Origin of the sequence: Hymenobacter sp. GOD-10R, assembly GCF_035609205.1 — a bacterium.
Classification (GTDB): Bacteria; Bacteroidota; Bacteroidia; order Cytophagales; family Hymenobacteraceae; genus Hymenobacter.
On sequence record NZ_CP141184.1, the window covers coordinates 6,674,923 to 6,699,374 of the forward strand.

Here is a 24,452-nt window from a genome sequence, read left to right on the forward strand (position 1 = left end):
TTTGAGTGCCATAGTACTTTATTTTGAAAAAACCTACTTCTTCTGAAAGCTCCCGCCAAGCGGATATTGTTCCGTTGAAGGACGGTATCAAGGCACTACTCAAAGCTTACCGCTTACAAGGGAAACTCAATGAGGTAACAGTTGTGTCGAGCTGGGAACGGATCATGGGCAAGGCAGTAGCCCTGAAGACACAAGAGGTGTACGTGAGCAATCGAAAGCTTTTCGTTCGGCTCAACTCGGCCCCGCTCAAACATGAGCTCGTGATGGCTAAGACGCGGGTGATGGAGATCATTAATGCAGAGATCGGCGAACAAGTCATACAAGAGGTTATCTTCTTGTAGGCTTTAACTTTCTTGGCTGAGGCGGTATCTAGCTCCACAGATGCTGCTCCTTGTGTACATACACCCTACTACTTTCTTTCGAACTCACACGAGAGGGCGGCTACATACGTTGGGTTCGCTTTTGAACATGTTTCCTGCTGCCTGCTAAATAGCACAGCTAGCAACTACAATACTTCCACTGCTGCTAGCCTTACCTACTCAGTCTATTCCTTCTGTTTTAATTAAGAGGCTAGCTAATCTTTTTTGTGCTTGCGTCACAGAATTAACGCAGGACTCCGGTAGCAGCCACCGACCCTGTAGATCATTATCATCAAGCGGTCGACGTCTTCGCTTTAGAACCAAGCCAAGCGCAAGGCTGCTCTCTACTACTTCAAAGAATCAAGTTGATGTACTTTCATTTCGACTGGCCAACTAGCGCGTCTAGCTTGCCTATGCGATTATGTACTTGTTTCAAATCTCAACTTGCTCATGCTTGTTCCTTCACTCCTGCCAGACTTCCGCACTGTCTCCTACTCCCGAGTAACTCTCACTGAATTGATGATTCCGGGGTACGCCAACTTCGGCGGAAAGATCCATGGTGGCATCCTTCTTTCCCTCATGGATAAGGTCGCTTATGCGGCCGCCTCCAAGCACGCCGGTAGCTACTGTGTGACGGTGAGTGTCGATGGGGTAGACTTCCTGCAACCAGTAGAAGTTGGTGAGTTGGTGTCGCTGCTAGCTTCCGTAAATTACGTTGGTCGTACCTCGCTCCTAGTCGGTATAAAGGTCATTGCCGAAGATGTCCGTACGGGATTAGTGAAGCATACGAACACCTCTTATTTCACCATGGTAGCGAAGAATGACGAGGGGCAACCTACCCAGGTTCCAGGCCTCATTCTGGAAAGCCCTGTTGACACCCGCCGCTTCCTAGAGGCAATCAAAAGACGAGAACTCAAGCAGCGTTATCAGCGTGATTTTGCAGCCGCTCGTGAGACCTTAATTGACGATCAGGAGGAAGACTTACTCTCCAATGAGCGCTGCAAAATCGGGTACTAACCTGACTTAGGTTTATCTACTATCCCCTACCAAACCGTCCAATTTGATAATGGCTAAGTGACAAAAATGTTTCACGTGGAACATTTTTGTCACTTAGGTCCATACACCTTCAATAGCAACTCATTGTAGGCCTCTAATAGAGCTATATACTTCGTTTGAAGCGCTAGGAGCTGTTTAACAGGATCTGAATCAGCAGCCTGTAACGCCGCCAATTTCGGTGTTACATTATGAGCTACAGTATTCGTTACAGTTTGTGATACAAGAGGCAATACACCCTGTTGCACTACTGTAAAGTCTTCAGAGAAATCATATCCAATTATGTCACCTACTTTTTTTACAAAGCTGTAATCAAGTGTATCTTCTTTGAACTTACGATAGATGGTGGGACGTGTAATACCTAGCTCATCAACGATCCTTGTAATCGAAATACCGCTGTTTTTTATGGCTTCCTGAAGGATTTCGCCCTGATGTGGCATGAATCAAACTTGTAATATGCTGGTAGGTGTAAAGATGTTAAAGTTGTTGCATTTAACAAAATACTATACGTAAAATACAACTGTAGTGTAACGTCAATTTTTGTATAGGTGTAACGTTTTTGAATGGACATAGTTACACTTTACAAATGATACACTGTAACCATAACAAAGTGTTACAATGGATCAGACTGTTACAAAGGCTCGGCAAAACTCATCATACGCTGTCCAATCAGCGTTTTGGTGAAGAACAATCGCTTACGATATAAGAAGACAGGCAGTACACCCTAGCCCACCTATGTTCTCCTTATTCTTGACCAGATTTGCTGGATAGCGACTACGAGAAGAACCTGAAATGTAACAGGCTGCTGCACGCAAAAAAGACGTTTACGAGCGCTGCAAAATTTGAAGCAAGCGGTTAGGATAGTCGGTCGTGATACCGTCGACTCCTAGGGCAAGTAGCCTATGCATATCGGCAATTTCGTTTACCGTCCAGGGCACAAGGCGCATGCTGTAAGCCCGCACTTCAGCCATCAGTTGCGCGTCGACTAGTGGAAATTCAGGACCATAAAGAGCGGGGATAAAACCTAGCTCCTGTAGGTGTTCATGGAAAGGCTTCGCGTCCTCGACAAGCAACCCTAAGGTTAACGCTGGTGCCTGCTGATGCACTGCTTGCAATGCACGTTTGTCGAAGGAGATAATGGCAGTCCGAGACATCACTCCAGCAGCCTGTACTTCCCCTATTACTAGCTCGACAAACCTCGCTGGGGTTGGATGAAATATGTGGTCTTCTCCCGCAGTACTCTTCACCTCGATGCTATAGTGAACAAGGGAGCGAGTGAGTTCCTGCGTTCGTTTTTCTACAGCTTGGAACACCTCTCGTAGTAAGGGTTTGTAGGCGGGCTGTAGCTGCTGCTCAGGGAAACGAAGCTGCCGTTGGAGCCCACAGTCACACCGCCTGATATAGTCGTAGGGCAGCTGAAAAAGATTGAAGTCCTTCTCCCTTGCAAGCGGGATAGGCTGTCCACTAGCATCCAAGCAAAGGGCTGCTGAAAGCCAAGGCTCGTGCGATACAATTACCTGTTCATCAGCAGAAATTACCACATCGAGTTCGAGAGTATCGACACCTAGCTCCAGGGCACGTAAGAATGCTGGTACTGTATTTTCGGGCAGCAAACCACGGCATCCGCGGTGGCCATGCACTTCAGGGTAGTTGGTGCTATCGACAATTCTTATCATGAATTTAGCTACGTAGTGCTGTAGGCGGCGGCTGTCATTCGCTAGTAGCTTTGCTTATTCTTGTCCTTTGAACGCGATGAACAAGTACTTCAGTGGTATTACTAGACCTAGATAAAGCAGCAACAAGAGCAGCGCCACTACGTTGTGATCAGCACCACAACAAGGCGCCTAGGTGCCTCCATTCACGTTCTCAACTTAAGCCAGCAACCAGCTTTGTATTCTAGGAACTGCTGGCCGCTTCCACATAAAAGTCGCTTATGAAGAAAGTCGTTGTTCTACTCGTTCTACTTGGCCTCTTGGCAGGTGGCTATTACTACTATCGCCGCCTAGCCGCGGGGCCTACGTACGCACTCATGCAAGCAGCACGGGCATTCAAGTCACACGATGTAGCCGCGTTTGAGCAATACGTGGACGTACGCAGTGTGTCATCTAGCCTGATCAACCAAGTAGCTGATCAAGGCGCCGCATTGGGGCTTCCTAGCTCAAATAATCTATTGTTGCAAGGAGCACTCCAGGTGCTTAAGCCACAACTATCCGAAATAGCTAGGCAGGAAGTTCAGCAACTCGTAGCATCAGGAGCAGCACCTAGCCCCGACAAGATGCCTTCAACTCCATTGGGTAAGATTTCGGTACTAGGAGCAGTAGGCAATGTCATAGGATCAAACAGCCAGTTCAAAGGGATCAGCTACGTGCGGCAAGAAGGCGAAGAAGCTTTGGTAGGACTTGAGCTAGACCAGCCTAAGTACGATACCACAGTAGTAGTAGAATTGAAGATGCTTCACGAAGGCGACCATTGGCAGGTGAAAGAAATTGCAAATGCTCGTGAGTTAGTGAAGCGCCTTGCCCAGCTCAAGAAGGGTAATTGATCAGGAGTTAAGGGCCAAAAGTCGTCCACAAAAAAGCCCCGTCGCAGAATTGCGACGGGGCTTTCTTTATCAGTATGGAGAAGGGATGTTGCTTAGCTGGCTTTGCCACGACCGGCAAATAGGTAATACAAAATCAGACCACCGAGCGGGAAGAAGTAGATGATGGCAATCCATAGAATCTTCTTGCCGATCCCCCATGGCTGACGAAATACGTCAATCATGGCAAGGACATCCAGTGCTAGTAGGATGACGCCCCATATGGCAAGACCACCGTTGTCATTGTAACGGCTACAAGCCGTCATAAGCAAGGTGAAGGCCAACATGGGCACGTAAAAGGACAGGCGTGTCGAGAGTGAAGCGAGTTTATTCATGGTATGGAGAGAGAAAGTGAGTACTATTTGGCGTTTTTACGCACTCCTCTCCGAATAGATATAAGATCGAACACTTTTAAAACATAAGTTACTATTAATCAGCAACTTACATTAAATATTGTTTGATTTGGCTTAGGAAAATAGGTCCAGCTTCTGGGAACATCAGCAGCGTGACCAACATACCATAAAGCGCACCATAGAAGTGTGCATCGTGGTTGATATTATCGCCCTGACGCCGCCCCTGGTAGTAGGAATACCCTAGGTATAGCAGCCCGAAGAGAAAAGGCTGGATCGGAAAAGGAATTGGGAAGACGTATATGCCGCTGCCTTTAGGTGCCACCGGGTTGAACAGAATACTAGCGAAGATGACCGATGCCACGCCGCCAGAAGCCCCCAAGCTGCGGTAGTCCACATCCTTGCGGTGGCGGATGTAGGAAGGAATATCGGATACGATAATGCCACCTAGGTACAGCACCAAGTAGCGCAAGAGGCCATCTTGAGGGCCGAAGAACCTTTCAAAAACAGCCTGGATAATTACGCCGAAGGAGTAAAAAGCAAACATGTTAAAGATTAGGTGCATCAAATCGGCGTGCAGGAAACCGGCCGTTAGAAAGCGGTACCACTCGTTGCGCTTGCGCATTAAGAAGGGATTCAGAATCCAGCTTTCTAAAAAGTCACTGTTCGACCAAGCGTAGATGGAAATGGCTGCCGTCAGCAGAATTAAAATGAGTGTGGCATCAACTGCGAACATAAGGGTACTGGGACGTTGGGTGATAAGCTAGAATGAGTTGATATACTTAAATCGATGGCAGACGAGCAACACGATAGGATACACGCAATGGCTATGGATGAGCCGCAGGCAGCCATCATCTGCCCTAGCTTTCGCGTTCCATGAGTTGCATAGCTAGGCGACGTAGCGGCTCTTTGCGCTCGGCTGGAGCAGCCACTTGCTCTAGGTGTTGGAGCGCTTGCACGAAGTAGTCGTTAATCAACTCTTCCGTTTGAGCACGGATACTTAGGGCATCATACACCGCCGTTACGGCGCGCACTTTTGCTTCGGCATCCTGCCCTAGCTGACCAATGTATTGCGCCAGCGTAGCGCGCTGTTCGGCGCTAGCCTGCGCTTGGGCCGTGAGCAGTAAGAACGTTTTCTTGTCGGATACAATGTCGCCGCCTACGCGTTTGCCGAAGGTAGCCGCGTCGCCGTACACGTCGAGCAGGTCGTCGCGGAGCTGAAAAGCTAGGCCGATATCCGTACCAAATTGCCGCATTCGATCTGCATCAGTGGCGGAGGCACCACCAAGCAGGGCACCTAGCTCCAGGCAGAAGCCGAGCAACACAGCTGTCTTCAAGCGAATCATGTCGAGATACTGCGGGATGCTGACCGTGGTTTCCGTCTCAAAGTTCATGTCCCACTGCTGGCCCTCACACACCTCTGCGGCCGTCTGGCTGAACTTGCGCAACACGGTGGGCAGAAGTTCGGCCTGCACATCGAAGAACAGCTCGTAGGCCCGCACCAGCATCACGTCGCCGCTCAAGATGGCTACGTTAGGGTTCCACTTTTCGTGCACCGTTTGTTGTCCCCGCCGCAGGGGCGCTTGGTCCATGAGGTCGTCGTGGAGCAGGGTGAAGTTGTGAAACACTTCGGTAGCCAGCGCAGGGCGCACGATGGTAGCTAGGTCGTCGGTAAACAAGTGGGCACCTAGCAAAGTCAGCAACGGACGAATGCGCTTACCCCCCAAGGCCATGATGTAGCGGATGGGTTCGTAGAGGGATTCGGGTTCGGCGCCGTAGCGTAGTTCAGCTAGGCCGGCGGTGATTTTTTGGGTGAAGAAAGAGAGGTCCACAGGGGGCAAGAAGGGGTTGAACGGGCAAGGTACGGAGGAAACGATTGGGGGTTTAATAGCAGGGAAGCAGGGTGGTTAGTTGCCACAAAAAGCCCCAACGTCGACAGACGTTGGGGCTGTGCTGTAGCGCAGACTATGTAGTCTGCGGTGCCTCACTATTACTCGCGAACTACAAAGTTCGCGTTACCTAGCTTAGCGTCGACGGTTGCCTTTGCTTCCGCGGGATTCGCGTTCCGGGCGGCTGCTACGACCGCCACGACCACCGCGGCTTTCGCGCTCATCCTGCTCGCGACGCTTCACCGAATCAGGTCGGTTATCTACTAGTTCGAAGTCGATGGTGCGGTCGAGCAAGTTAGCGGCTTTCACAACGACCTGCATCTCGTCGCCGAACTGGATAATGCGCTTGGTGCGCTGCCCCACGATACGATAGTTGTCTTTGTCGAGCTCGTAAAAGTCGCCGGGAATCTCGCTCAGGCGTATCATGCCTTCACACTTGTTCTCCTCGATTTCCACGAACATGCCCCACTCGGTAAGGCCCGACACGACACCTTTGAACGTCTCGCCAATCACGTTCGACATGAACTCGACTTGCTTATACTTGATGCTCGCGCGCTCAGCGTTGGCTGCTACTTTCTCGCGCTCTGAGGAGTGCTTGCAGTCTTCTTCGATCGGCTCAACCTCTACATTCTTGCCACCTTCCAGGTAGTGTTCCAGCAGGCGGTGCGCCATCATATCGGGGTAGCGACGGATGGGCGACGTGAAGTGTGAGTAATGGTCGAAGGCTAGGCCAAAGTGACCTAGGGGCTCAGTGGTATACTTCGCCTTGGCCATCGTCCGCACGGCTAGGGTCTGGAGAACGTTCTGCTCCGGCTTGCCTATTACCTCTTCCGACAAGTCATTCAACTCGTGGCTCAGCTTCTTCGGGTTGCTCAGATCCAGGGTATGACCAAACTTCTTCGCGAAGAGAGCAAAGTTTTCCAAGCGGTCTGGGTCGGGCGCATCGTGGGTGCGGTACACCATCGTGAAGCGGGGCTTGCGAGCCTTCAGGCGGAACACAAACTCGGCCACCTTGCGGTTGGCGAGCAGCATAAATTCCTCGATCAGCTTATGCGCATCCTTCCGCTCCTTCACATATACACCAAGCGGCTTGCCCTCTGCATCAAGACGGAATTTCACCTCCTGTGTTTCGAAGCTGATAGCACCCTTCTTGAAGCGAGCAGCACAGATCTTCTTGGCAATGTCGTTGAGCAGATTGATCTCGGCGGCGTAGTCTCCTTCTTTGGTTTCGATACGCTCCTGGGCTTCTTCGTAGGAGAAGCGGCGGTCGGAGTGAATGATGGTTTTGCCGAACCAAGAGTCGTACAGTTTACCGTTTTCGTCGAGTTCAAACACGGCCGAGAAGGTGAGCTTGTCTTCGTTTGGGCGCAGCGAGCAGACCCCATTCGAGAGGCGCTCTGGCAGCATCGGAATCACCCGGTCGACTAGGTAGACCGAGGTAGCACGATGCTTAGCTTCGTGCTCTAGCTCGGTGCCAGGGCGCACGTAATGGGTCACATCGGCGATGTGCACGCCAATTTCCCAGTGGCCGTTTTCGAGCTGCTGAATAGACAGCGCATCGTCGAAATCCTTCGCGTCGGCGGGGTCAATGGTAAAGGTCGTAATGGACCGGAAGTCGCGGCGACGGGAAATCTCTGCTTCGCCAATCACATCCGGAATAGCTTCTGACTCTTCCTCGACCGCTGCCGGAAATTCGAAAGGCAAGCCAAACTCCGCCATGATGGCGTTGATCTCTGCCTCGTTCTCACCGGCAGGTCCGAAGCTGCGCACCACCTCACCTACTGGCGAGCGGCCGTGGTCATTCGGAAACTCCGTGATGCGCACCAACACCTTTTCACCTTGCTTGGCGTCGTGCAGGTTTTCTTCAGGCACAAACACATCGAAGTAGAGCTTGCGGTTGTCAGGCTTCACGAAGCCGATGCCGCCCTGTACATACAGCCGCCCTACAATCTCGGTGCGCTGGCGCTTGAGCACCTCCACCACATCACCCACCGGGCGACCATCGCGGGAGCCGCGCAGGCGAAGCCGAACGGTATCGCCTTGCATAGCAAACTTCAGACGGTCGGTGAAAACACGCACGTCTGTTTCGCTCTCCTCACTTACGACGAAAGCATACTTGTCAGTAGCCAAGGACACAATACCCGTGATGGTCTCACCTCCCGAATCGCGGCGGTGTGCCACTTCGGGCTGATCCGCATCGGGGAAGTCGAAGCCAGCCTCACGGCGACGGTGTACGACAGGGCCCTGGCCAAACTCTGTTTCTATTGGACGAGCACCACCACGTCGGGCGAGTGGTGCTTCGTTTTTGCGCGTTTTACGGCCACTGGCGGGCTCGGTAGCTTCGTGGAAGGCCGAGGCATCAGTCAAACGATAATCGTCGTTCTGAAGGTGCGTAAGCTGGCTGCTATTGCGGAGAGCCTTCAGATGGCTAAACAATTCCTCACGCTGCTCTTTGGTCGTCACACCTAGGCGGCGAGAGAGCTGACGGTAGGAGAATACTTTGCCGGGGTTATCGGCAAAAATCCGGAAGACCTGTGTTTTGGTCACCGGGGTACGTTCACCTTTGGGCGAACGAATGGCTTTCGCGGCGGCGCGGGGAGCCGATGATTCATCTTTTCTTTTCATGTAGAAAATGGGCGCCGCCGGTTTATTGTCGGTTTCTCAGGCGGCCAGAAAATGTAGAGTAGAGCATACGTGTTCGTATTGCTCTAGGATTAGAAATAGTCGGTGCGGCACCAGCCAACACACATACAGAACATCAGCTAATAGCCGTGTTCGATCAGATACTACGGAATATATCCGATAATAACTATTGGTAGCGCAAAATGCCGGGTCATGCGAGACATACCATAGCTCTATTTCCTAACGATAGTGGATCAAGATTCATTCACTAATAAGTGCAGGAATGTAGCACCTCGTTGTCACGTGTAGCGCGAAGCTCCCGCTGCGCGCTACATCCGGCGAGCTACAGCCGCACGGATATCAGCGGGCTCATCCTTCGGAATGGCGCTAAGCAGGGTGCGGGTGTACTCGTGCTGGGGGTGCGCATACACTTGCGCGGCCGGACCGCTCTCCACGATCTGCCCTTTGCTCATCACCAGTAATCGGTCCGACATAAACCTAGCTACCGACAGGTCGTGGGTGATAAACAGGTAAGTGATGCCGAAGTCACGCTTGAGGTCGTTGAGCAGATTCAGCACTTGAGCCTGTACCGACACGTCGAGGGCCGATACAGATTCGTCGCACACGATGCATTTGGGCTGCAAGGCCAAGGCGCGGGCAATACAGATACGCTGGCGCTGGCCACCGGAAAACTCGTGCGGGTAGCGGAGGTAATGATCTTCGCGCAGACCAACGGTAAGCAGCAATTCTTGCACCCGCGCCTTCTGTTCCGTGCGGGTCCCTCCTACGCCGTGCACACGCATCGGCTCTAGGATAGCTTCGCCGACTGTCATCATCGGGTTAAGCGCCGCGTACGGATCTTGGAAGACCATTTGAAACTCGCGACGGCGACGGCGCAGTTCACCCGTGGGCAGCGCTGCCAAGTCGGTTCCCTCGAACAGGATGCGACCAGCAGTCGGCTCCACTAGTCGCAGTATCGCCCGACCTAGGGTCGTCTTACCACACCCCGATTCCCCTACCAAGCCTACGGTCTCACCACGGTAGATATCGAAACTTACGCTATCCACAGCCTTTACGAACTCCGGGTTGCGATTGAAGAAGCCTTTGCGAATTGGGAAGTACACCTGGAGATTTTCGACTTGCAGGAGCGGTGTACCCTTGCTCGTAGCTGGATCATTGTTTAACGATCCGCCAGCCATGGTGGTGCTGCGACTTTGGGTTGTAGTGCTGCTATCGTTAAATGCCTCGGGCTCGGAGGCAACTGAAATATCTTCCAAATCAGCGATGACCGGTGTTGACAGGAAGCTAGGCAACGGCTGGCCCGACTCACTTGCAGGGGCAGTTTCGAAGCCGATAAGCGGTTCGTTTAGCTGTGAAACAGAATGTTCCACGGGGAACGTTTTGGTAGTTTCCCCACCGTTCTGAGAGGCTACTAGTGGCTGCACAGCTACTTTGCCATCAGCGCTTTGCGTGTTAGCAGTTTCAGTGGCAATAAAGCTCCCATCGGGTGCTTCACGCATGAAATCAGCTACTACAGGTAATCTTTTTTTGCCAACTGATAATTTTGGTCGGCAAGCTAGCAAGCCTTTCGTGTAAGGATGCTGCGGATTAGTAAAGATGTCGAGCACTCGACCCTGTTCTACTACCCGGCCGCGGTACATCACCATAATGCGGTCAGCTATTTCGGCCACTACCCCTAGGTCGTGGGTAATGAACAACACGGCCGTGTTATGCTCCCGGCGTAGGTCGTCGATGAGTTGAAGCATGCGCGCCTGCACCGTCACATCGAGGGCAGTAGTGGGCTCGTCGGCGATGAGGATGGCCGGATTGCAGGCCATAGCCATGGCTATCATCACGCGCTGTTTCTGACCGCCGCTGATTTCGTGCGGGTACGATTTAAAGATCTTCTCGGGGCGCGGCAGCTGCGCCATCGTGAACAGCTCCACCGTGCGAACTGCCGCTTCCTTTTCATTCAGCTTCGTATGCAGCCGCAGCGCTTCCACAACCTGACTGCCGCAGGTGTACACAGGGTTCAGCGAGGTCATCGGCTCCTGGAAGATCATGCTGATGTCGTTGCCGCGCACCTGCTGTAGCTGCTGGTCCGTGAGCTTCAGCAGATCGACTTCTCCAAACTGCGCCGACTGAAACCGCGTCTCCCCCGACACAATGCGGCCGGGTGGCATCGGAATCAGGCCCATCAACGCCAGCGAGGTCACCGATTTTCCCGAACCCGATTCACCCACAATAGCTAGGGTCTCCCCCTTATGCAACTCAAAGGAAATGTCGTTCACCGCCCGCGTGGCGCCACGGTGCGAATTGAAGTCAATAGTGAGGTTAGAAACAGAAAGAAGAGGCTGCGACACGAACGAAGGAAGCTAGGAGAAAGCAGTGGTTGTTATCAAAGCTACTTAAAAAACGACTGTCTTATTAACGAGAGAAGGACCTTATCCCGCTAGCAGTTTCTTGCTGTTTAGCGGAATAAGGTCCTTCAAGTAGCGCAGGCTTTGTAGTCCGCGCTTGTTCTTCATACTCATACGCGGACTACAAAGTCCACGCTACAGCTACACCGGCTGTACAGGCTCCGAAGTAGAAGGCGTTTCGGCATTGTGGTGCTGAACATCCACTTTTTGAACTGTCTCCTCGTGTTCAAAGAAACGTTTCTGATTGAAAAGGATCAGCACTACGCCGATGAAGATAGCCGAGTCGGCAATGTTGAAGATAGGATAGTCAGGAATCATCTTTCCCCCGATAAGCGGCCAGGCAGCTGGGAAGAAGCCATCTGGTGAATCGAAGAAAAGCATATCAATCACCTGGCCATGAAACCACGGCGTAGGCGCCCCGAAGGGAGCATTGTTGTAGATGACGCCGTAGAAGATAGAGTCAATCAAGTTGCCAATAGCGCCCCCTAGGATCAGGCCGACGCACACCAAAAAGCCAGGTGCCGCGTGCCGCTTCCAGTAATAGCGAATCAGGTACATGATGCCCACGACGGCAATCAGGCGGAAGCTAGTGAGGAGAATCTTACCATAGGGTGGCGGCAATTCCACGCCGAAAGCCATGCCAGGGTTCAGCGTGTAATGCAACTTGAACCATTCGCCGAACACCGAAATTTCGCCGGGCATGCCGGGCTGCATGTAGGTGTGCACGGCCCACTTCGAGAGTTGGTCAATGGCGATGACCAACAATGCCACCAAGTAATATTTCCAGTACTTCATTAGATAGAAAAGAGAGGATCAATATGCGAAGGGAGACCTAGCTCTGACGTCCTGTCAGTAGTTGCCTTCTCTCCTCTCGTAGTACAAAGTGACGAAGAATTTTGGACTTCGCGGCATGGTCAGGTCGCGCTGCCTCTACATCAATAGTATATGTCTTGAAGGGTCTTTTATGCCCTTTTTAACCGAATAACGAAGGCGACAAAACGCTTTGTGCGGCGGTGTACTCACCCGCCTTTTTTAGGAGCGGGTGAGTAGTTCAGCCTCAGCTCGTTGCGATTTCTAGTCGCACCGGCACGTTATACTCATCAAATTCGAGCACGGCACCACCGTTCACATCAGCCGCGAAATCGAGGGCTAGGGCCTGCGTTTCGGTGCGGATGTAGTCGCCAAACGACTGCACAGCGGCGGTCAGTTCGGGTTGCTGGTTGCCGAGCGTCACGCGGATTTTGTCCTGCACTTCTAGGCCGCTGTCTTTGCGGAGGTTCTGCAAGCGGTTTACCAGTTCGCGGGCCACACCTTCTTGGCGCAGCTCATCGGTTAGGGTCACGTCGAGGGCTACAGTCAAAGGACCATCAGTGGCTACGAGCCAGCCGGGCAGGTCATCCGTGCGGATTTCCACATCGTCGGGAGCCAGGGTGATGGGTTGACCTTCGACCTCTACAGCTAAGGTTCCCTCCTTCTCCAGCGTGCTGATTTCCTCTGGCGTCATCTGCTGGATACGGGCCGCTACCAGCTTCAGCTTCGGACCGTATTGCTGACCTAGGCGCTTGAAGTTAGGCTTCACCGACTTCACCAACACGCCGCTGGTATCGTCGAGAAACTCCACATGCTTCACGTTCACCTCGGCGCAGATCAGGTCTTCCACCTTGCCTACTTGCTCGCGCGTCGACTCGTTCAGCACTGGTACCAAGATGCGTTGCAACGGCTGACGCACCTTCAGCACCGACTTCTTCCGCAGCGAGTGCGTGAGCGACGAGATACGCTGGGCTAGCTCCATACGCTCTTCCAAGGCTGTGTCGATTAGCTCCGTCCGCGCTTCTTGCAGCAGCGTCAGGTGCACCGATTCTACCTTTTCGCCTGTCGTCTGCGCCTCCATCAGGTTCTGGTAGAGCCACTCGGCGAAGAACGGCGCGATAGGTGCCATCAGCTGACCTACGGCGTAGAGGCATTCGTAGAGCGTATCGAAGGCAGCACGCTTGTCGGCGGTCAATTCTCCTTTCCAGAAGCGGCGACGCGACAGACGCACGTACCAGTTGGAGAGCTGATCGGTCACGAAATCCTGGATAGCACGGGCCGCCTTCGTGGGCTCGTAGCTGTCGTAGTGGCCGCGCACTTCCAAGAGAAGCGACTGAAGCTTGCTTAGCACCCAACGATCTAGCTCGGTGCGCTCGGCCGCGGGCACGGCCGTGGTAGCGTCGTAGCTATAGCTGTCGAGGTTGGCGTAAAGCGCGTAGAACGAGTACGTGTTGAACAGCGTGCCGAAGAAACGGCGCTGTACTTCCGTTACGCCGGCCGGGTCGAACTTGAGGTTGTCCCACGGTGGTGCGTTCACAATCATGTACCAACGCGTAGCATCGGGGCCGAACTGAGCTAGGGTCGCGAACGGGTCGATGGCATTGCCGAGGCGCTTGCTCATCTTGTTGCCGTTCTTGTCGAGCACGAGGCCGTTGGCAATAACGTTCTTGAAGGCCACCGAATCTTCCAGCATCACGCCCAGAGCATGCAGCGTGAAGAACCAGCCACGGGTTTGGTCAACACCTTCAGCGATGTAGTCGGCAGGGAAATTCTTGCGGAATTTCTCGGCATTTTCGATGGGGTAATGCCACTGCGCGTAGGGCATGGCGCCGCTATCAAACCACACGTCGATGAGGTCGGTTTCGCGGTACATGGGCTGGCCGCTTGGCGACACCAGGAAGATGTCGTCTACGTAGGGTCGGTGCAGGTCTACCTTCTCCCCTTCTTTGAGCGGATTGTGGGTCATCACCTCGGCGGCAACGGCCTTATCAATCTCAGCGCGCAGCTCGGCGATGCTGCCGATGCAAAGCTCCTCCGTACCGTCTTGCGTGCGCCAGATGGGCAGCGGCGTGCCCCAGTAGCGCGAGCGGCTCAGGTTCCAGTCGACGAGGTTTTCCAGCCAGTTGCCGAAGCGGCCAGTACCGGTGCTTTCGGGCTTCCAGTTGATGGTTTTGTTTAGCTCGATGAGCCGATCCTTCACCGCCGTCGTTTTGATAAACCACGAGTCAAGCGGGTAGTACAGCACGGGCTTGTCCGTGCGCCAGCAGTGCGGGTAGGTGTGCTCGTACTTTTCGGTTTTGAACGCCGTACCCTCTTTACGCATCTTGATGGCGATGCTTTCATCCAGGGTTTTGTAGTCGGCGCCAGTCTGATCGTGGCCGTCGTAGTTCTTCACCCAACGGCCGCCGAACTCGCCCATTTCGGCCACGTAACGACCTGTGCGGTCTACGATAGGCACCTTCTTGTTAGGGTCGTCTTTGTCAGGCACTAACAACGCAGGAATATCGGCGAGTTGGGCAGCCCGGAAGTCATCAGCGCCGAACGTGGGCGAGATGTGCACGATACCAGTACCATCTTCCGTCGTCACGAAGTCGCCTACGATGACGCGGAACGCCCGTTCTTCGCCTTCGAAGGCTGGGAAGCCTTGATCTTGGCCAAACAAACGCTCATAATGAATGCCGACGAGGTCAGAACCCACGAACTCGCCTTCTAAGCGCCAAGGCAATACTTTGTCGCCAGCCTTGTACTCTTCCAGCGAAGCAGTAGCACCCTTCTCATTGAAATACCGACTCACCAAATCCTTCGCCAGCACCACATAGATGGGCGCGTGGGTGTACGGATTGAAGGTGCGCACCAACACGTAGCGGATGTTTTTGCCAACAGCTAGGCCCGTGTTAGCAGCTAGGGTCCACGGCGTGGTCGTCCAAGCCATGATGTACAGCGGAGCGTCGTCGGTAGCGGCAGCAAACAGCTTCTCCGAAGCTTCATCACGCGTCACCTTAAACTGCGCCACGATAGTCGTGTCCTTCACGTCTTTGTACGTGCCGGGCTGGTTCAGCTCGTGCGACGACAAGCCGGTGCCCGCCGCCGGCGAATACGGCTGGATCGTGTAGCCTTTGTAGAGCAGGCCTTTGTCGTAAAGCTTCTTCAGCAGGGCCCAGCAACTCTCGATGTACTCCGGCTCGAAGGTGATATAGGGGTCGTTGAGGTCGACCCAATAGCCCATTTTCTGGGTCAGATCATCCCACTGCGCTTTGAAGCGCATCACGGTTTCGCGGCACCGCTGGTTGTAGTCCTCGATGGTGATCTTCTTCCCGATGTCCTCCTTCGTGATGCCTAGCTCCTTCTCCACCTGTAGCTCGATGGGCAGGCCGTGGGTATCCCAGCCCCCTTTGCGCGGCACTTGCTTGCCGAGCAGGGTCTGGTAGCGGCAGAAGATGTCCTTTACCGTGCGGGCCATCACGTGGTGAATGCCGGGGGCACCGTTGGCCGAGGGCGGACCTTCATAAAACACGAACGTGGGCTGCCCCTCGCGGCTGCTCACGCTCTTTTCAAAGATGCCGTTCTCTTGCCACCACTTCAGGATGTCGGTGCCAACCTGAGCGTAGTTGAGCGGCTGTTTAAACTCGGGGTATTTCATCGTTGGAAGTTGAAAGCTAAACGGGTATCGATCAGGCTAGGTCTGCTGAGGCATTTCTACTACCTGCTGAAACAGCGATGCAGCAGACACGCTTCCGTTAGCGCAGCCCGACGGACGGGTACTTAGGCACTAGGGGCTTCGCCAAGACGCTTAACGGTCATCCGATCGAGATTCAGATCTTTATCATCGTCTTCTTCGTGGTAATCATCGTCGTAGTGGCGCAACATGGATTTGTCGATTTCCTCATCCTTGCCGTGCTCAAAAGTAACAAGCAAGCAAGGCAGCAGAATCAGGTTAGAAAAGTTCGTAATCAGCAAGCTAGCTGACATCAGCAAGCCCAAGGCTTTGGTGCCGCCAAACTCGGAAAAGGCGAATACGGCGAAGCCTAGAAACAACGTAATGCTTGTATAGAGCATACTGGTTCCCGCCTCGCTCAAGGTGGTGCGAATAGCGGCTTTTACCCGGCGTCCGTTCACGGCTAGTTCCTGCCGGAACTTGGCGAGCAAGTGGATCGAATTGTCGCCGTCGATACCCAGCGCAATGCTGAAAATGAGCGCCGTGCTAGGTTTTAAAGGAATACCAAAAAAGCCCATCAACCCACCCGTGAGCAACAGCGTCACAAGGTTAGGCAACAAGGTGAAGAACACTGCTCGAACGGAGCGAAAGAGGATCAGCACGACCAAACCAACTAGCCCGAATGCCCATAGCAAGCTTTCTTTCAACGTGTTGATCAAAAACTCATTCCCTTTGGTGAAGATGATGGTAGTGCCCGTCAGTTTCACGTCCATACCTGTGCCGTTGAAGATCTGCTTGATCTGCGGCTGAATTTGATGGGTGAGCAACGTATCTAGGTTGCGCGAACCGATATCGGCAATCTTCAGTGAGATGCGCGCCTTTTGCCCCGTCGAGTCGACGAACGAGCGGAGCAGTTTGGCATTACCAGCGCCCGTTGCCTGGGCCTTCGCTAGGTAGCTCAGCACGAAGTTCTTCTCGGAGTTGTCCGGCAGGCGGTAATACTCGGGGTTGTCGTTGTAGAATGCCTGCGTCGCTGCTTTCAGGAAGGTAACGATGCTGACCGGCGTGGTAAGCACCGGCTGGGTACGCAAAAACGCCTCAAACCGGTCGATGCGCTCTAGGTTCTTGAGCTTAAAAATACCGCGTTTCTTGCCCGTATCCACCACGATTTCGAGTGGCATAATGCCATTGAAATGCTGTTCAAAGAACTTCAAGTCGCTGTTCACGGAGCTGTCTTTGGGCAGGTCGTCTACCATATACGACACCGATTTTACCTTCGAAATCCCTAGTAGGGACAGGGCCACCATGGCAACGGCGGCCATGTACACCGTAGCTCGCTTATCAAGTACGAGGTGCTCGAAGAACTCCAGCAGCTTGGTCAGCGGCTTGGCATCGAGGTGTTCGAGCTGCTTGGGCGTGGGGGGCGGCAGATATGTAAATACCGCCGGAATCATGATAAAGGAGATGATGAAGGCAGCAAAAATATTGACCGTTGCCACCAGCCCGAATTGGTAGAGGATAGCAATATTGGTGAAGCAGAACACGAAAAATCCGATAGCCGACGTGGTATTGTTCATCAGGGTGACCAACCCAATCTTGCGGATCACGCGCGTCATGGCGAGCATCTGGTTGCCCGATTTGCGATAGTCGTAGTGGTAGCGCGAGAGCAGATACGTGCAGTTCGGGATACTGATAACAATCAGAATGCTAGGTATCAGGCCCGTGAGTAGGTTGATTTTAAACCCAAGTAGCACCATCGAACCCACGCACCAGATAACCACAACTAGCACCACCAATATGGGGAACAGTACAGCTGACCAGGTGCGGAAGAAGGTCAGTAGCGTGACACCCATCACCAAAATGGTCAGCATCACGAAAAACTTCAGCTCGCCCGCCACCTTCGAGGTCATCGTGGAGCGCACGTAGGGCAAGCCGGCGTAGTGCAGCCGGATACCCGTTTTCTTGGTGAACTGTTCGGCATGGCCCAAAATGTCGTTCATCACCGCTTGCCGGCGCGAAGAATTCAGGTAAGTCGGGTCCATGGTGAGAGCGAGCAGCGTGGCCCCCGTGGTCGGGCTGATCAGCTGACCTTTGTAGAACTCCAGCCGGTTCACCACCTTCATCAAGCTGTCGAGTTGCGCTTGCGTTTCAGGGAATTTCTGGAAGATGGGCTTGGCCACAAACTGTTGTCGGGCGGTATCCTTACCTAGGCCAATGAGCTTGGTGACGGAAAGCACCCCACTCACGCCTTTTACTTTGGCCAGCGTATCGGTGAGGGCGCGCAGCTCGGTGAAGTTGCCGAGGCGGAAGACGCTGCTATCCTGCAGACCTAGCACCAGCACGTTGCCGTCTTCGCCAAACGTTTTCTTAAAGCGTTGGAAGTAGACCATCTCCGGATCGTCGGGACTTACCACTTGGGCGAAATCGTAGGTCATTTCTACGTCCTTGGCCTTCCAGGCCATGAACACGGTGATGACCGCCAGTAGCAGCAGCAAAAAGCGCCGCTGCTTGATGACGAATAAGGCGAGTTTACTCCACATAGGCCGCTAAAATGGAGCAAAGGTACGCAATGCTAGGCAGCTAGGCAGTGTTCAATCTTCAACAGCCTGATACTATGACTTTTTGAAGAAAGTAGAATTTTTTTATACTAATAAGCGCAACCTCATAGTTAAGCCTTCTCGTATAAAGCGCTTGTTCTGCCTCCCTACCGCTCCCACCTAGCTTTTTACACACCGTTGCGCGAGCCGATTGGCTTTGCTCCCTTCTATTCTGCAAATGACTTTGTACCAAACTCCGAATGCATCGCTTACCTATCATTCGGATACGGCTACGCTACGCCTAAGTTATAATGCGCTGAGCTTGACAACAGACTTTGCGCAAGCTTACCAGCGTGCGCTGCAGACGATGCAGCAAGAGCACGTAGCAAAGCTCCTACTCGATCTGAAGCGCAACGCTCCTCCCTCCGACGACGCAGAACAATGGCTGTTGGACCCGCTAACCCAGCAGCTGCGTACGCCGCTACACTATCCGATCTTTATTGCGGCGGTGGTTTCGGAAGGCCAGTACCAATATCAAATCGGGAACCTACTGGCGATGAAAGCCCTACCGCCTAAGCAAGTAGAGTTCAACTACTTCACGTGCCGGCGCGAAGCCACTGCTTGGCTCAGCACGAACTAATCTAAAAATTCCCACGTCGCCCACCCAGCGGAAAGCCCCGGCAAGTGCCGGGGCTTTTTTGTGCTTTGATATAAGAGCCCAACCGGTAAGCTTCAGGCTTGTGTTCGGAAGCTAGGTTGGCTAGCGGTTTACTTGCAACCAGCCCTTCCACGACTCGCCCGTTTTGGTTAGGATCTGGTAGTAATAGGTGCCTACTGGCGTTGTAGAATCGCCCCAGCCGCCGGTGTAGTTTGCGCTTTCAAACACTTGCTTTCCCCACCGATTGTACAGCTTCAGCAGAACGGGTTGGGTACTTACCTGCGGCACAAAGTGATCATTTAGCCCGTCGTCATTGGGCGTGATAATATTCGTGACGGACACGTCACGGATGGTAATGGATTGAGTTAGCTCTTTCTGGCAGCCGCTCCCATAAAAGGCTGTCATCCTAATAGTATACTTGCCAGGGTTTGCATAGCGGTGGGTTGGCGAAGCATCGGAGCTACTTTGACCGTCGCCAAAGTCCCAGAGGTAGCTGGTAGCGCCCTGCGACGTGTTCGGAAAGCTCACATCCCGGTTGATGTACTCAAGAGGTAGGTTGGTAAAAGCTAGGTTGGGTTGGGCATAAATCTGTACCTGCACTCTCGCTTCGTTGGTGCAGCCGTTGGTGGCATTGGCCCGCACGGTATACAGTGTCGGCACTTTAGGCGAAGCAATAACACTAGGCCCTGATGTCGTATTCAGGCCCGTCGCCGGCGACCAGGTAAACGTGCCAGCAATAGTTGGCGACACCGAAAGCGTGACAGAGGCATCGGGACAAATGGTACGAGTAGGACCGAGGGAGATTTGCGCAGTAGGGTCTAGGCTTACCACCACGGTGTCTTTGTTCACGCAGCCGTTGGGCACCGTTGCCGTTACGATGTACGTAGTAGTAGCACTAGGAGAGGCTATTACGGTGCGGCCCGTGGTGGTATTGAGCCCGGTAGCTGGTGCCCACGAGTAGGTCACGCCCGGCCCAGCATTGGCAACAGTAAGTGTAGTAGAGCTACCAGCGCAGATCAGCTGATCGGGGCCGGCGGCGGAACGCGGCAAGCCGTACACTTTGATCGTATCGACAATGGTGGCGCTTCGCAAGCACCCATTCGGATCCGTGACGGTCAGGCGCACGGGGTAGCTGCCCGGCGTCGTGTACACGGTAGATACTGTGCCAGTCGCAGTTGACGTCTGGCCATTGCCAAAATCCCAGTTTAAACCGCTAGTAGCGGAGCTAGGTCGAAAATACATGCGCAGCGGCGCGCAGCCGCTCGTTGCACGTGGACCTGTAGGGGTAAGAGAAGACTCAAAATCGGCGCTTAGCTGTGAAACATCCAGCTTGAACGCTACGGCATTGCGCCCAGCCCCATTACCGTACGTAGTAGCCCAGGCGTTCGGCGTGACAGGCACTAGCGGGTAGAATGTTCCTGTACCGGAACAAACAGTTTGGTAAATCACGCCCCGCTTATCGAAGCGAGAAGCGCCTCCATCGACGTGGAGCGTGCCGTTGCCAAAGTAAGTGCCGTAGAGCAGCTGCTTCACGTCGGCCGAGAGCTGCATGAGGTAAAAGTCGCCGTTGACACTGGAGCTTCCCGCAGGATTCGTTGGTTTCAGCTGAATAGCATCGGGCGTGGTGGGCATATCGGCAATGTAGGCGCCGTAGCCCGAGAGAAGAATCTGCCCACAGTCATTGACTAAGAAGGCCGTAGGCGAAATGTTCGTGGGCGAGCCTGACGTAGCACCATTACCAATAACCGTGGAAAAACGCGAGGTAGTGAGCTCCGGATTGAGCTTGTGAATAAATTGCCGGCTGTTCGGATTGACGTACAGACCCTGCGTAACGGGGTAAGCACCGTTGGTTTGTCCGTACACGTACACCTCGCCTTGCCGGTCGAGTTGCACAAAGTACGCCTGGTCATAGTCGTTGGTACCTAGGTAGGTGGCCTGGGTGAGCGTACGACCGTTGGCCGTAATGCGCGCTACAAAACCATCGGTGACACCTCCCTGATAGGCAGCATTATAGCCGTTCGTTACGCCGGGGAAATCGGTGCTGTTCGTACCGCCGCTTACAAATGCGTTGTTGTTAGCATCCAACTGAATGGAGTATGCGGCGTCTTGGTTTGTTCCTCCTAGGAAGGTGCTCCATTCGATAGCACCTAGGCTGCTGGCTAGCTTCAGCACAATGGCATCGCGCGAACCTTGCAAAGTGGTTTGAAAACCGCCAACGATCGGAAAGTCAGTAGATGTGGTGGAAGAAGCTAGATAGATATTGTCCTGGCTATCGGTGGTAATATCGCCGCGGAATGAGTCGCCGAAGTTGCGCGACAGCACGTTGCCGAAGGAATAATCTGGCAGCTGGCCGTCGGTGGAGGTGCCCCCTAGGTACGTGGAAGCCAGCAGGGCTGTACCCGTGGGGTTCAGCTTACTAACGATAATGTCGGCGTCACCTTTGAGGCTGCGGCTGTAGGCACCGCTGGTGGTCGGAAAGTTGGCGGAGTTAGTAGAACCGTAGATGAGCAGGTTGCCGGCGTGGTCGACTAGCAAGCTGTGCGGGTGTTCTTCGCTGCTGCCACCTAGGTAGGTAGAGTATATGCGACTCGCCTCGCCCGAGGCTTTGGGGTCAAACTTCGTGATGGTAATGTCGCGCTGGCCGCCAAACGTGACGCTGTAGGCCCCTAGGGTAGTCGGGTAGCCAATACCGAAAGCTACGCTGCCACAATAGAGGTTGCCCTGATCGTCGTACGTGGCTGAGTAGCCCCAGTTGGTAGCAACCGAGCCGGAGTAAGTTGAATACACCAGCACCGGATCGATAACGAGTGGCAGGGCCGTGTTGTAGCCCTTCGGCAACCGAAACGAAACGGTGCTGCCGTTCGGGTCTAGCGCGTAGTCGCATGCCACTGCCATCTTTTGGTTACCGATTTTCTGGTAAGCGTAGGGCCGCTGCTCGACCACTTCTCCTACCGAGGTGATGATGTGCAGAGCCCCCGCCACGACACGCACTTGTTGCTGCCCATCGTAGCGTAACCGAATCATGCGCGGATCTGCTTCGGGAGCTAGCTCGAAGTCGTACTCCAGCGCTTTGTCGTGGGTGTAGAAGCGCAGGTTGGTGCCTTTATATAATTCCTGGTAACGCACTTCGCCGTAGGAAGGTACTTGGCTGGCCCAGTGCTGCGGGTCGTTGCCCAGGAAATAGTTCGTAACCTCGCCAGTTGGCACCCCTCCTTGTACCAAAGCCGCTTGGTTGGCGCCTTCAAACGTGACGGAGTAAGCGTGCGCCTTGATGCGCTGCTCGGGGTGCCCGGCGGCCTTTTCATGGTGCGCGACCACTGCCTTGGTGTCGTAGAGAACTTGTGTAAGACGTCCTTGCTCCAGGAACAAGCGCCCGCCCGGCACATCGGTGGCAAACAGGACCGGCTTGACCCACTGGTTCCGATTGGCCACGAATTGGAGTGGCCGACTCGGTGGCGGCCCAACTACTTTCGTGGTGGTCTGGGCTAGCGCAGGCGCTATCTGGAATAAACTCGTAAGTATTAACCCAACCAGCCAGCCAGCGCGGCCAGCGAGTGTAGAAATGCGCATAAAAAGCAATAAGGCTGAGTGGAAAACCAAGGCAAATAGCCGCTGAGTAAAGCTAGCAATTCCTTGCATCCAACTTCTCTTTTTTCCAGACTAGATAGCATCTTTTAAGGGCAAGCTAAGCGAGAATCGCTATGCAGCTCAAAAGCTAGGTCCTTGATCGAGAAACTACTTACATCTCCGGATGCCCTTTAATCAAGAAAGCGCCTGCACTGCTAGGTTTGACTTAGCAGTACAGGCGCTTACCTAGCTTTTCAGCAGAGTTCTACAAGTGTTCAAAGATGCGACGGAAGCTCACGGCCTCGCCGATGTAGCTGCGCAGCTCCGAAATCGGCATCCGCGTTTGCTCGCGCGAATCGCGGTGGCGTACCGTCACGGTGTTGTCTTCCATGGTTTGCCCGTCGACCACGATGCAGAAGGGCGTACCGATAAGGTCCTGGCGGGTGTAGCGCTTACCGATGGCGTCTTTGTCTTCAATCACCAGACGGAAATCGTGGCGCAACTCGTCGAAGATGGCTTGTGCCTTCTCTGGCATCCCATCTTTCTTCACGAGCGGGAAGATGGCAGCCTTCACCGGCGACAAAGCTGGGTGCAGCTTCAAGAAGGTGCGCGTCTTGGTTTGTTCCTTCTCGCCTTCCCCCTCCGTAATCGTTTCTTCCGTGTAGGCTTGGCATAGCGTAGCCAGAAATAAGCGGTCGGCTCCTACTGATGTTTCTACCACGTAGGGCACGTAGTTGCCGTAGGGCTTGCCCGTCTCGGGGTCGAGGTCATTGTCGAAGTACTGCTGTTTTTTCTTCGACAAGGCTTGGTGCTGCGTCAGGTCAAAGTCGGTGCGGGAGTGAATACCTTCGATTTCTTTGAAGCCAAAGGGGAATTCATACTCGATATCTACAGCCGCATTAGCGTAGTGGGCTAGCTTGTCGTGGTCGTGGAAGCGAAGCTTGTCGGTGGGCAGACCCACAGCTTGGTGCCAGCGATGACGCGTTTCCTTCCACTTGTTGTACCACTCCATCTCTGTCCCAGGCCGGATGAAGAACTGCATTTCCATTTGTTCGAACTCCCGCATGCGGAAGATGAACTGCCGCGCTACAATCTCGTTGCGGAACGCTTTGCCGATTTGCGCAATCCCGAATGGAATCTTCATGCGTGCTGATTTCTGCACGTTCAGGAAGTTTACGAAGATACCCTGCGCCGTTTCCGGCCGCAGGTAGATCTGCGCGGCGTCGCCTTCCACGGCGCTGCCCTGCGTCGAATACATCAGGTTGAACTGCCGTACGTCGGTCCAGTTCGAAGTGCCCGATACGGGGCACGTAATTTTGTAGTCGATGATCAGTTGGCGCACGCCGGCTAGGTCCTCGGCGGTGAGCAAGCGGCCCATATCAGCCAATAAGATGTCCGCGCCTGCTTGGTCACCTTGCTTGGCTAGCTCAGCGGCCTTGTCTTCAATGAGCACGTCGGCGCGGTAGCGCTTCTTCGAGTCGAGGTTATCAATCAGCGGGTCGTTGAAGCCGTCGACGTGGCCGCTTGCTTTCCACGTGAGCGGGTGCATGAAGATAGCGGCATCAATACCCACTACGTTGGCGTTCAACTGCGTCATGGCGCGCCACCACAGCTGCTTCAAGTTATTCTTCAACTCTACGCCGTTGGGACCGTAGTCGTACACGGCCGCGAGGCCATCGTAAATCTCGGACGACGGGAACACGAAACCGTATTCTTTGGCGTGCGCCACGATGTCCTTGAGTTGGGTATTTTCGAGGGAAGGTTTTTGCGTCGGATTGCTCATAGGGGCAAAGATAGTCTGAAGCGCAAATGGAAAAGATTTTCCGTCATTAACAAGCGTTGTTTGTTGACTTGCTTTTGCGGCCTTGTGGCAGTCATTTACCATAATTCAATGTTGAATCTTTCCGTCAGCAGCTTGCATGCCTTAACAATTTCATAATCTTGCCGCCTTTGC

General features: G+C 53.7%; 16 protein-coding genes. 4 read left to right on the forward strand and 12 right to left on the reverse strand.

Annotation, left to right across the window (positions count from 1 at the left end; all coding sequences use genetic code 11):
- The first annotated feature begins 23 nt into the window (after nucleotides 1-23).
- Complete coding sequence (locus tag SD425_RS26290; protein WP_324673955.1) at nucleotides 24-341, forward strand: DUF721 domain-containing protein; 318 nt, start codon at nucleotides 24-26, stop codon at nucleotides 339-341.
- 468 nt (nucleotides 342-809) lie between these two features.
- The gene (locus tag SD425_RS26295; RefSeq protein ID WP_324673957.1) at nucleotides 810-1,376 is read left to right on the forward strand and encodes an acyl-CoA thioesterase; all 567 of its coding nucleotides are present in this window, start codon (nucleotides 810-812) and stop codon (nucleotides 1,374-1,376) included.
- An 89-nt stretch (nucleotides 1,377-1,465) separates the two neighbouring features.
- Here the strand turns inward: SD425_RS26295 and SD425_RS26300 are convergent, their stop codons facing one another.
- Nucleotides 1,466-1,852 (reverse strand): helix-turn-helix domain-containing protein, encoded by a 387-nt coding sequence (locus tag SD425_RS26300; RefSeq protein WP_324673959.1) that lies wholly within the window; start codon nucleotides 1,850-1,852, stop codon nucleotides 1,466-1,468.
- Nucleotides 1,853-2,236: 384 nt separating this feature from the next.
- A complete protein-coding gene (locus SD425_RS26305; RefSeq protein ID WP_324673961.1) occupies nucleotides 2,237-3,088 on the reverse strand; it encodes a glycerophosphodiester phosphodiesterase family protein in 852 nt (283 codons plus the stop codon).
- Between the two features lie 257 nt (nucleotides 3,089-3,345).
- Here SD425_RS26305 and SD425_RS26310 point away from each other — a divergent pair, with 257 nt between their 5' ends.
- Nucleotides 3,346-3,954, forward strand: coding sequence for a DUF2939 domain-containing protein (locus SD425_RS26310; RefSeq protein ID WP_324673963.1), 609 nt, complete (start codon nucleotides 3,346-3,348; stop codon nucleotides 3,952-3,954).
- 92 nt (nucleotides 3,955-4,046) lie between these two features.
- Here SD425_RS26310 and SD425_RS26315 read toward each other — a convergent pair whose 3' ends face one another.
- From SD425_RS26315 to SD425_RS26350, 8 genes are all read right to left on the reverse strand, one after another.
- A complete protein-coding gene (locus tag SD425_RS26315) occupies nucleotides 4,047-4,325 on the reverse strand; it encodes a PLD nuclease N-terminal domain-containing protein (RefSeq protein ID WP_324673965.1) in 279 nt (92 codons plus the stop codon).
- A gap of 106 nt (nucleotides 4,326-4,431) precedes the next feature.
- On the reverse strand, nucleotides 4,432-5,076 hold the full coding sequence (locus tag SD425_RS26320) for a rhomboid family intramembrane serine protease (RefSeq protein WP_324673967.1): 645 nt from the start codon (nucleotides 5,074-5,076) through the stop codon (nucleotides 4,432-4,434).
- Nucleotides 5,077-5,200: 124 nt separating this feature from the next.
- On the reverse strand, nucleotides 5,201-6,172 hold the full coding sequence (locus tag SD425_RS26325; RefSeq protein WP_324673969.1) for a polyprenyl synthetase family protein: 972 nt from the start codon (nucleotides 6,170-6,172) through the stop codon (nucleotides 5,201-5,203).
- A 192-nt stretch (nucleotides 6,173-6,364) separates the two neighbouring features.
- A complete protein-coding gene (rnr, locus tag SD425_RS26330) occupies nucleotides 6,365-8,854 on the reverse strand; it encodes a ribonuclease R (protein ID WP_324673971.1) in 2,490 nt (829 codons plus the stop codon).
- A 326-nt stretch (nucleotides 8,855-9,180) separates the two neighbouring features.
- The gene (locus SD425_RS26335; protein WP_324673973.1) at nucleotides 9,181-11,214 is read right to left on the reverse strand and encodes an ABC transporter ATP-binding protein; all 2,034 of its coding nucleotides are present in this window, start codon (nucleotides 11,212-11,214) and stop codon (nucleotides 9,181-9,183) included.
- A gap of 198 nt (nucleotides 11,215-11,412) precedes the next feature.
- On the reverse strand, nucleotides 11,413-12,066 hold the full coding sequence (locus tag SD425_RS26340) for a lipoprotein signal peptidase (protein ID WP_324673975.1): 654 nt from the start codon (nucleotides 12,064-12,066) through the stop codon (nucleotides 11,413-11,415).
- Between the two features lie 262 nt (nucleotides 12,067-12,328).
- Entirely contained in the window at nucleotides 12,329-15,721 is a 3,393-nt protein-coding gene (gene ileS, locus SD425_RS26345) for an isoleucine--tRNA ligase (RefSeq protein WP_324673977.1), read from the reverse strand.
- A 122-nt stretch (nucleotides 15,722-15,843) separates the two neighbouring features.
- Entirely contained in the window at nucleotides 15,844-18,276 is a 2,433-nt protein-coding gene (locus SD425_RS26350) for an efflux RND transporter permease subunit (RefSeq protein ID WP_324673979.1), read from the reverse strand.
- 235 nt (nucleotides 18,277-18,511) lie between these two features.
- Between SD425_RS26350 and SD425_RS26355 the strand changes: the two genes are divergently transcribed.
- Complete coding sequence (locus tag SD425_RS26355; RefSeq protein ID WP_324673981.1) at nucleotides 18,512-18,913, forward strand: hypothetical protein; 402 nt, start codon at nucleotides 18,512-18,514, stop codon at nucleotides 18,911-18,913.
- A gap of 120 nt (nucleotides 18,914-19,033) precedes the next feature.
- On the opposite strand, the gene SD425_RS26360 is transcribed toward SD425_RS26355, so the two are convergent.
- Nucleotides 19,034-22,501: a PKD domain-containing protein gene (locus SD425_RS26360; protein ID WP_324673983.1), complete on the reverse strand. Its 3,468-nt coding sequence runs from the start codon at nucleotides 22,499-22,501 to the stop codon at nucleotides 19,034-19,036.
- Nucleotides 22,502-22,763: 262 nt separating this feature from the next.
- Nucleotides 22,764-24,281: a glycine--tRNA ligase gene (locus tag SD425_RS26365; RefSeq protein WP_324673985.1), complete on the reverse strand. Its 1,518-nt coding sequence runs from the start codon at nucleotides 24,279-24,281 to the stop codon at nucleotides 22,764-22,766.
- Nucleotides 24,282-24,452: the final 171 nt, after the last annotated feature.

Coding starts and splice junctions, on each gene's coding strand:
- SD425_RS26295 (WP_324673957.1), top strand. CDS start 810: ATGCTTGTTCCTTCACTCCTGCCAGACTTCCGCACTGTCTCCTACTCC.
- SD425_RS26300 (WP_324673959.1), bottom strand. CDS start 1,852: ATGCCACATCAGGGCGAAATCCTTCAGGAAGCCATAAAAAACAGCGGT.
- SD425_RS26305 (WP_324673961.1), bottom strand. CDS start 3,088: ATGATAAGAATTGTCGATAGCACCAACTACCCTGAAGTGCATGGCCAC.
- SD425_RS26310 (WP_324673963.1), top strand. CDS start 3,346: ATGAAGAAAGTCGTTGTTCTACTCGTTCTACTTGGCCTCTTGGCAGGT.
- SD425_RS26315 (WP_324673965.1), bottom strand. CDS start 4,325: ATGAATAAACTCGCTTCACTCTCGACACGCCTGTCCTTTTACGTGCCC.
- SD425_RS26320 (WP_324673967.1), bottom strand. CDS start 5,076: ATGTTCGCAGTTGATGCCACACTCATTTTAATTCTGCTGACGGCAGCC.
- rnr (WP_324673971.1), bottom strand. CDS start 8,854: ATGAAAAGAAAAGATGAATCATCGGCTCCCCGCGCCGCCGCGAAAGCC.
- SD425_RS26340 (WP_324673975.1), bottom strand. CDS start 12,066: ATGAAGTACTGGAAATATTACTTGGTGGCATTGTTGGTCATCGCCATT.
- ileS (WP_324673977.1), bottom strand. CDS start 15,721: ATGAAATACCCCGAGTTTAAACAGCCGCTCAACTACGCTCAGGTTGGC.
- SD425_RS26350 (WP_324673979.1), bottom strand. CDS start 18,276: ATGTGGAGTAAACTCGCCTTATTCGTCATCAAGCAGCGGCGCTTTTTG.
- SD425_RS26355 (WP_324673981.1), top strand. CDS start 18,512: ATGACTTTGTACCAAACTCCGAATGCATCGCTTACCTATCATTCGGAT.
- SD425_RS26360 (WP_324673983.1), bottom strand. CDS start 22,501: ATGCGCATTTCTACACTCGCTGGCCGCGCTGGCTGGCTGGTTGGGTTA.
- SD425_RS26365 (WP_324673985.1), bottom strand. CDS start 24,281: ATGAGCAATCCGACGCAAAAACCTTCCCTCGAAAATACCCAACTCAAG.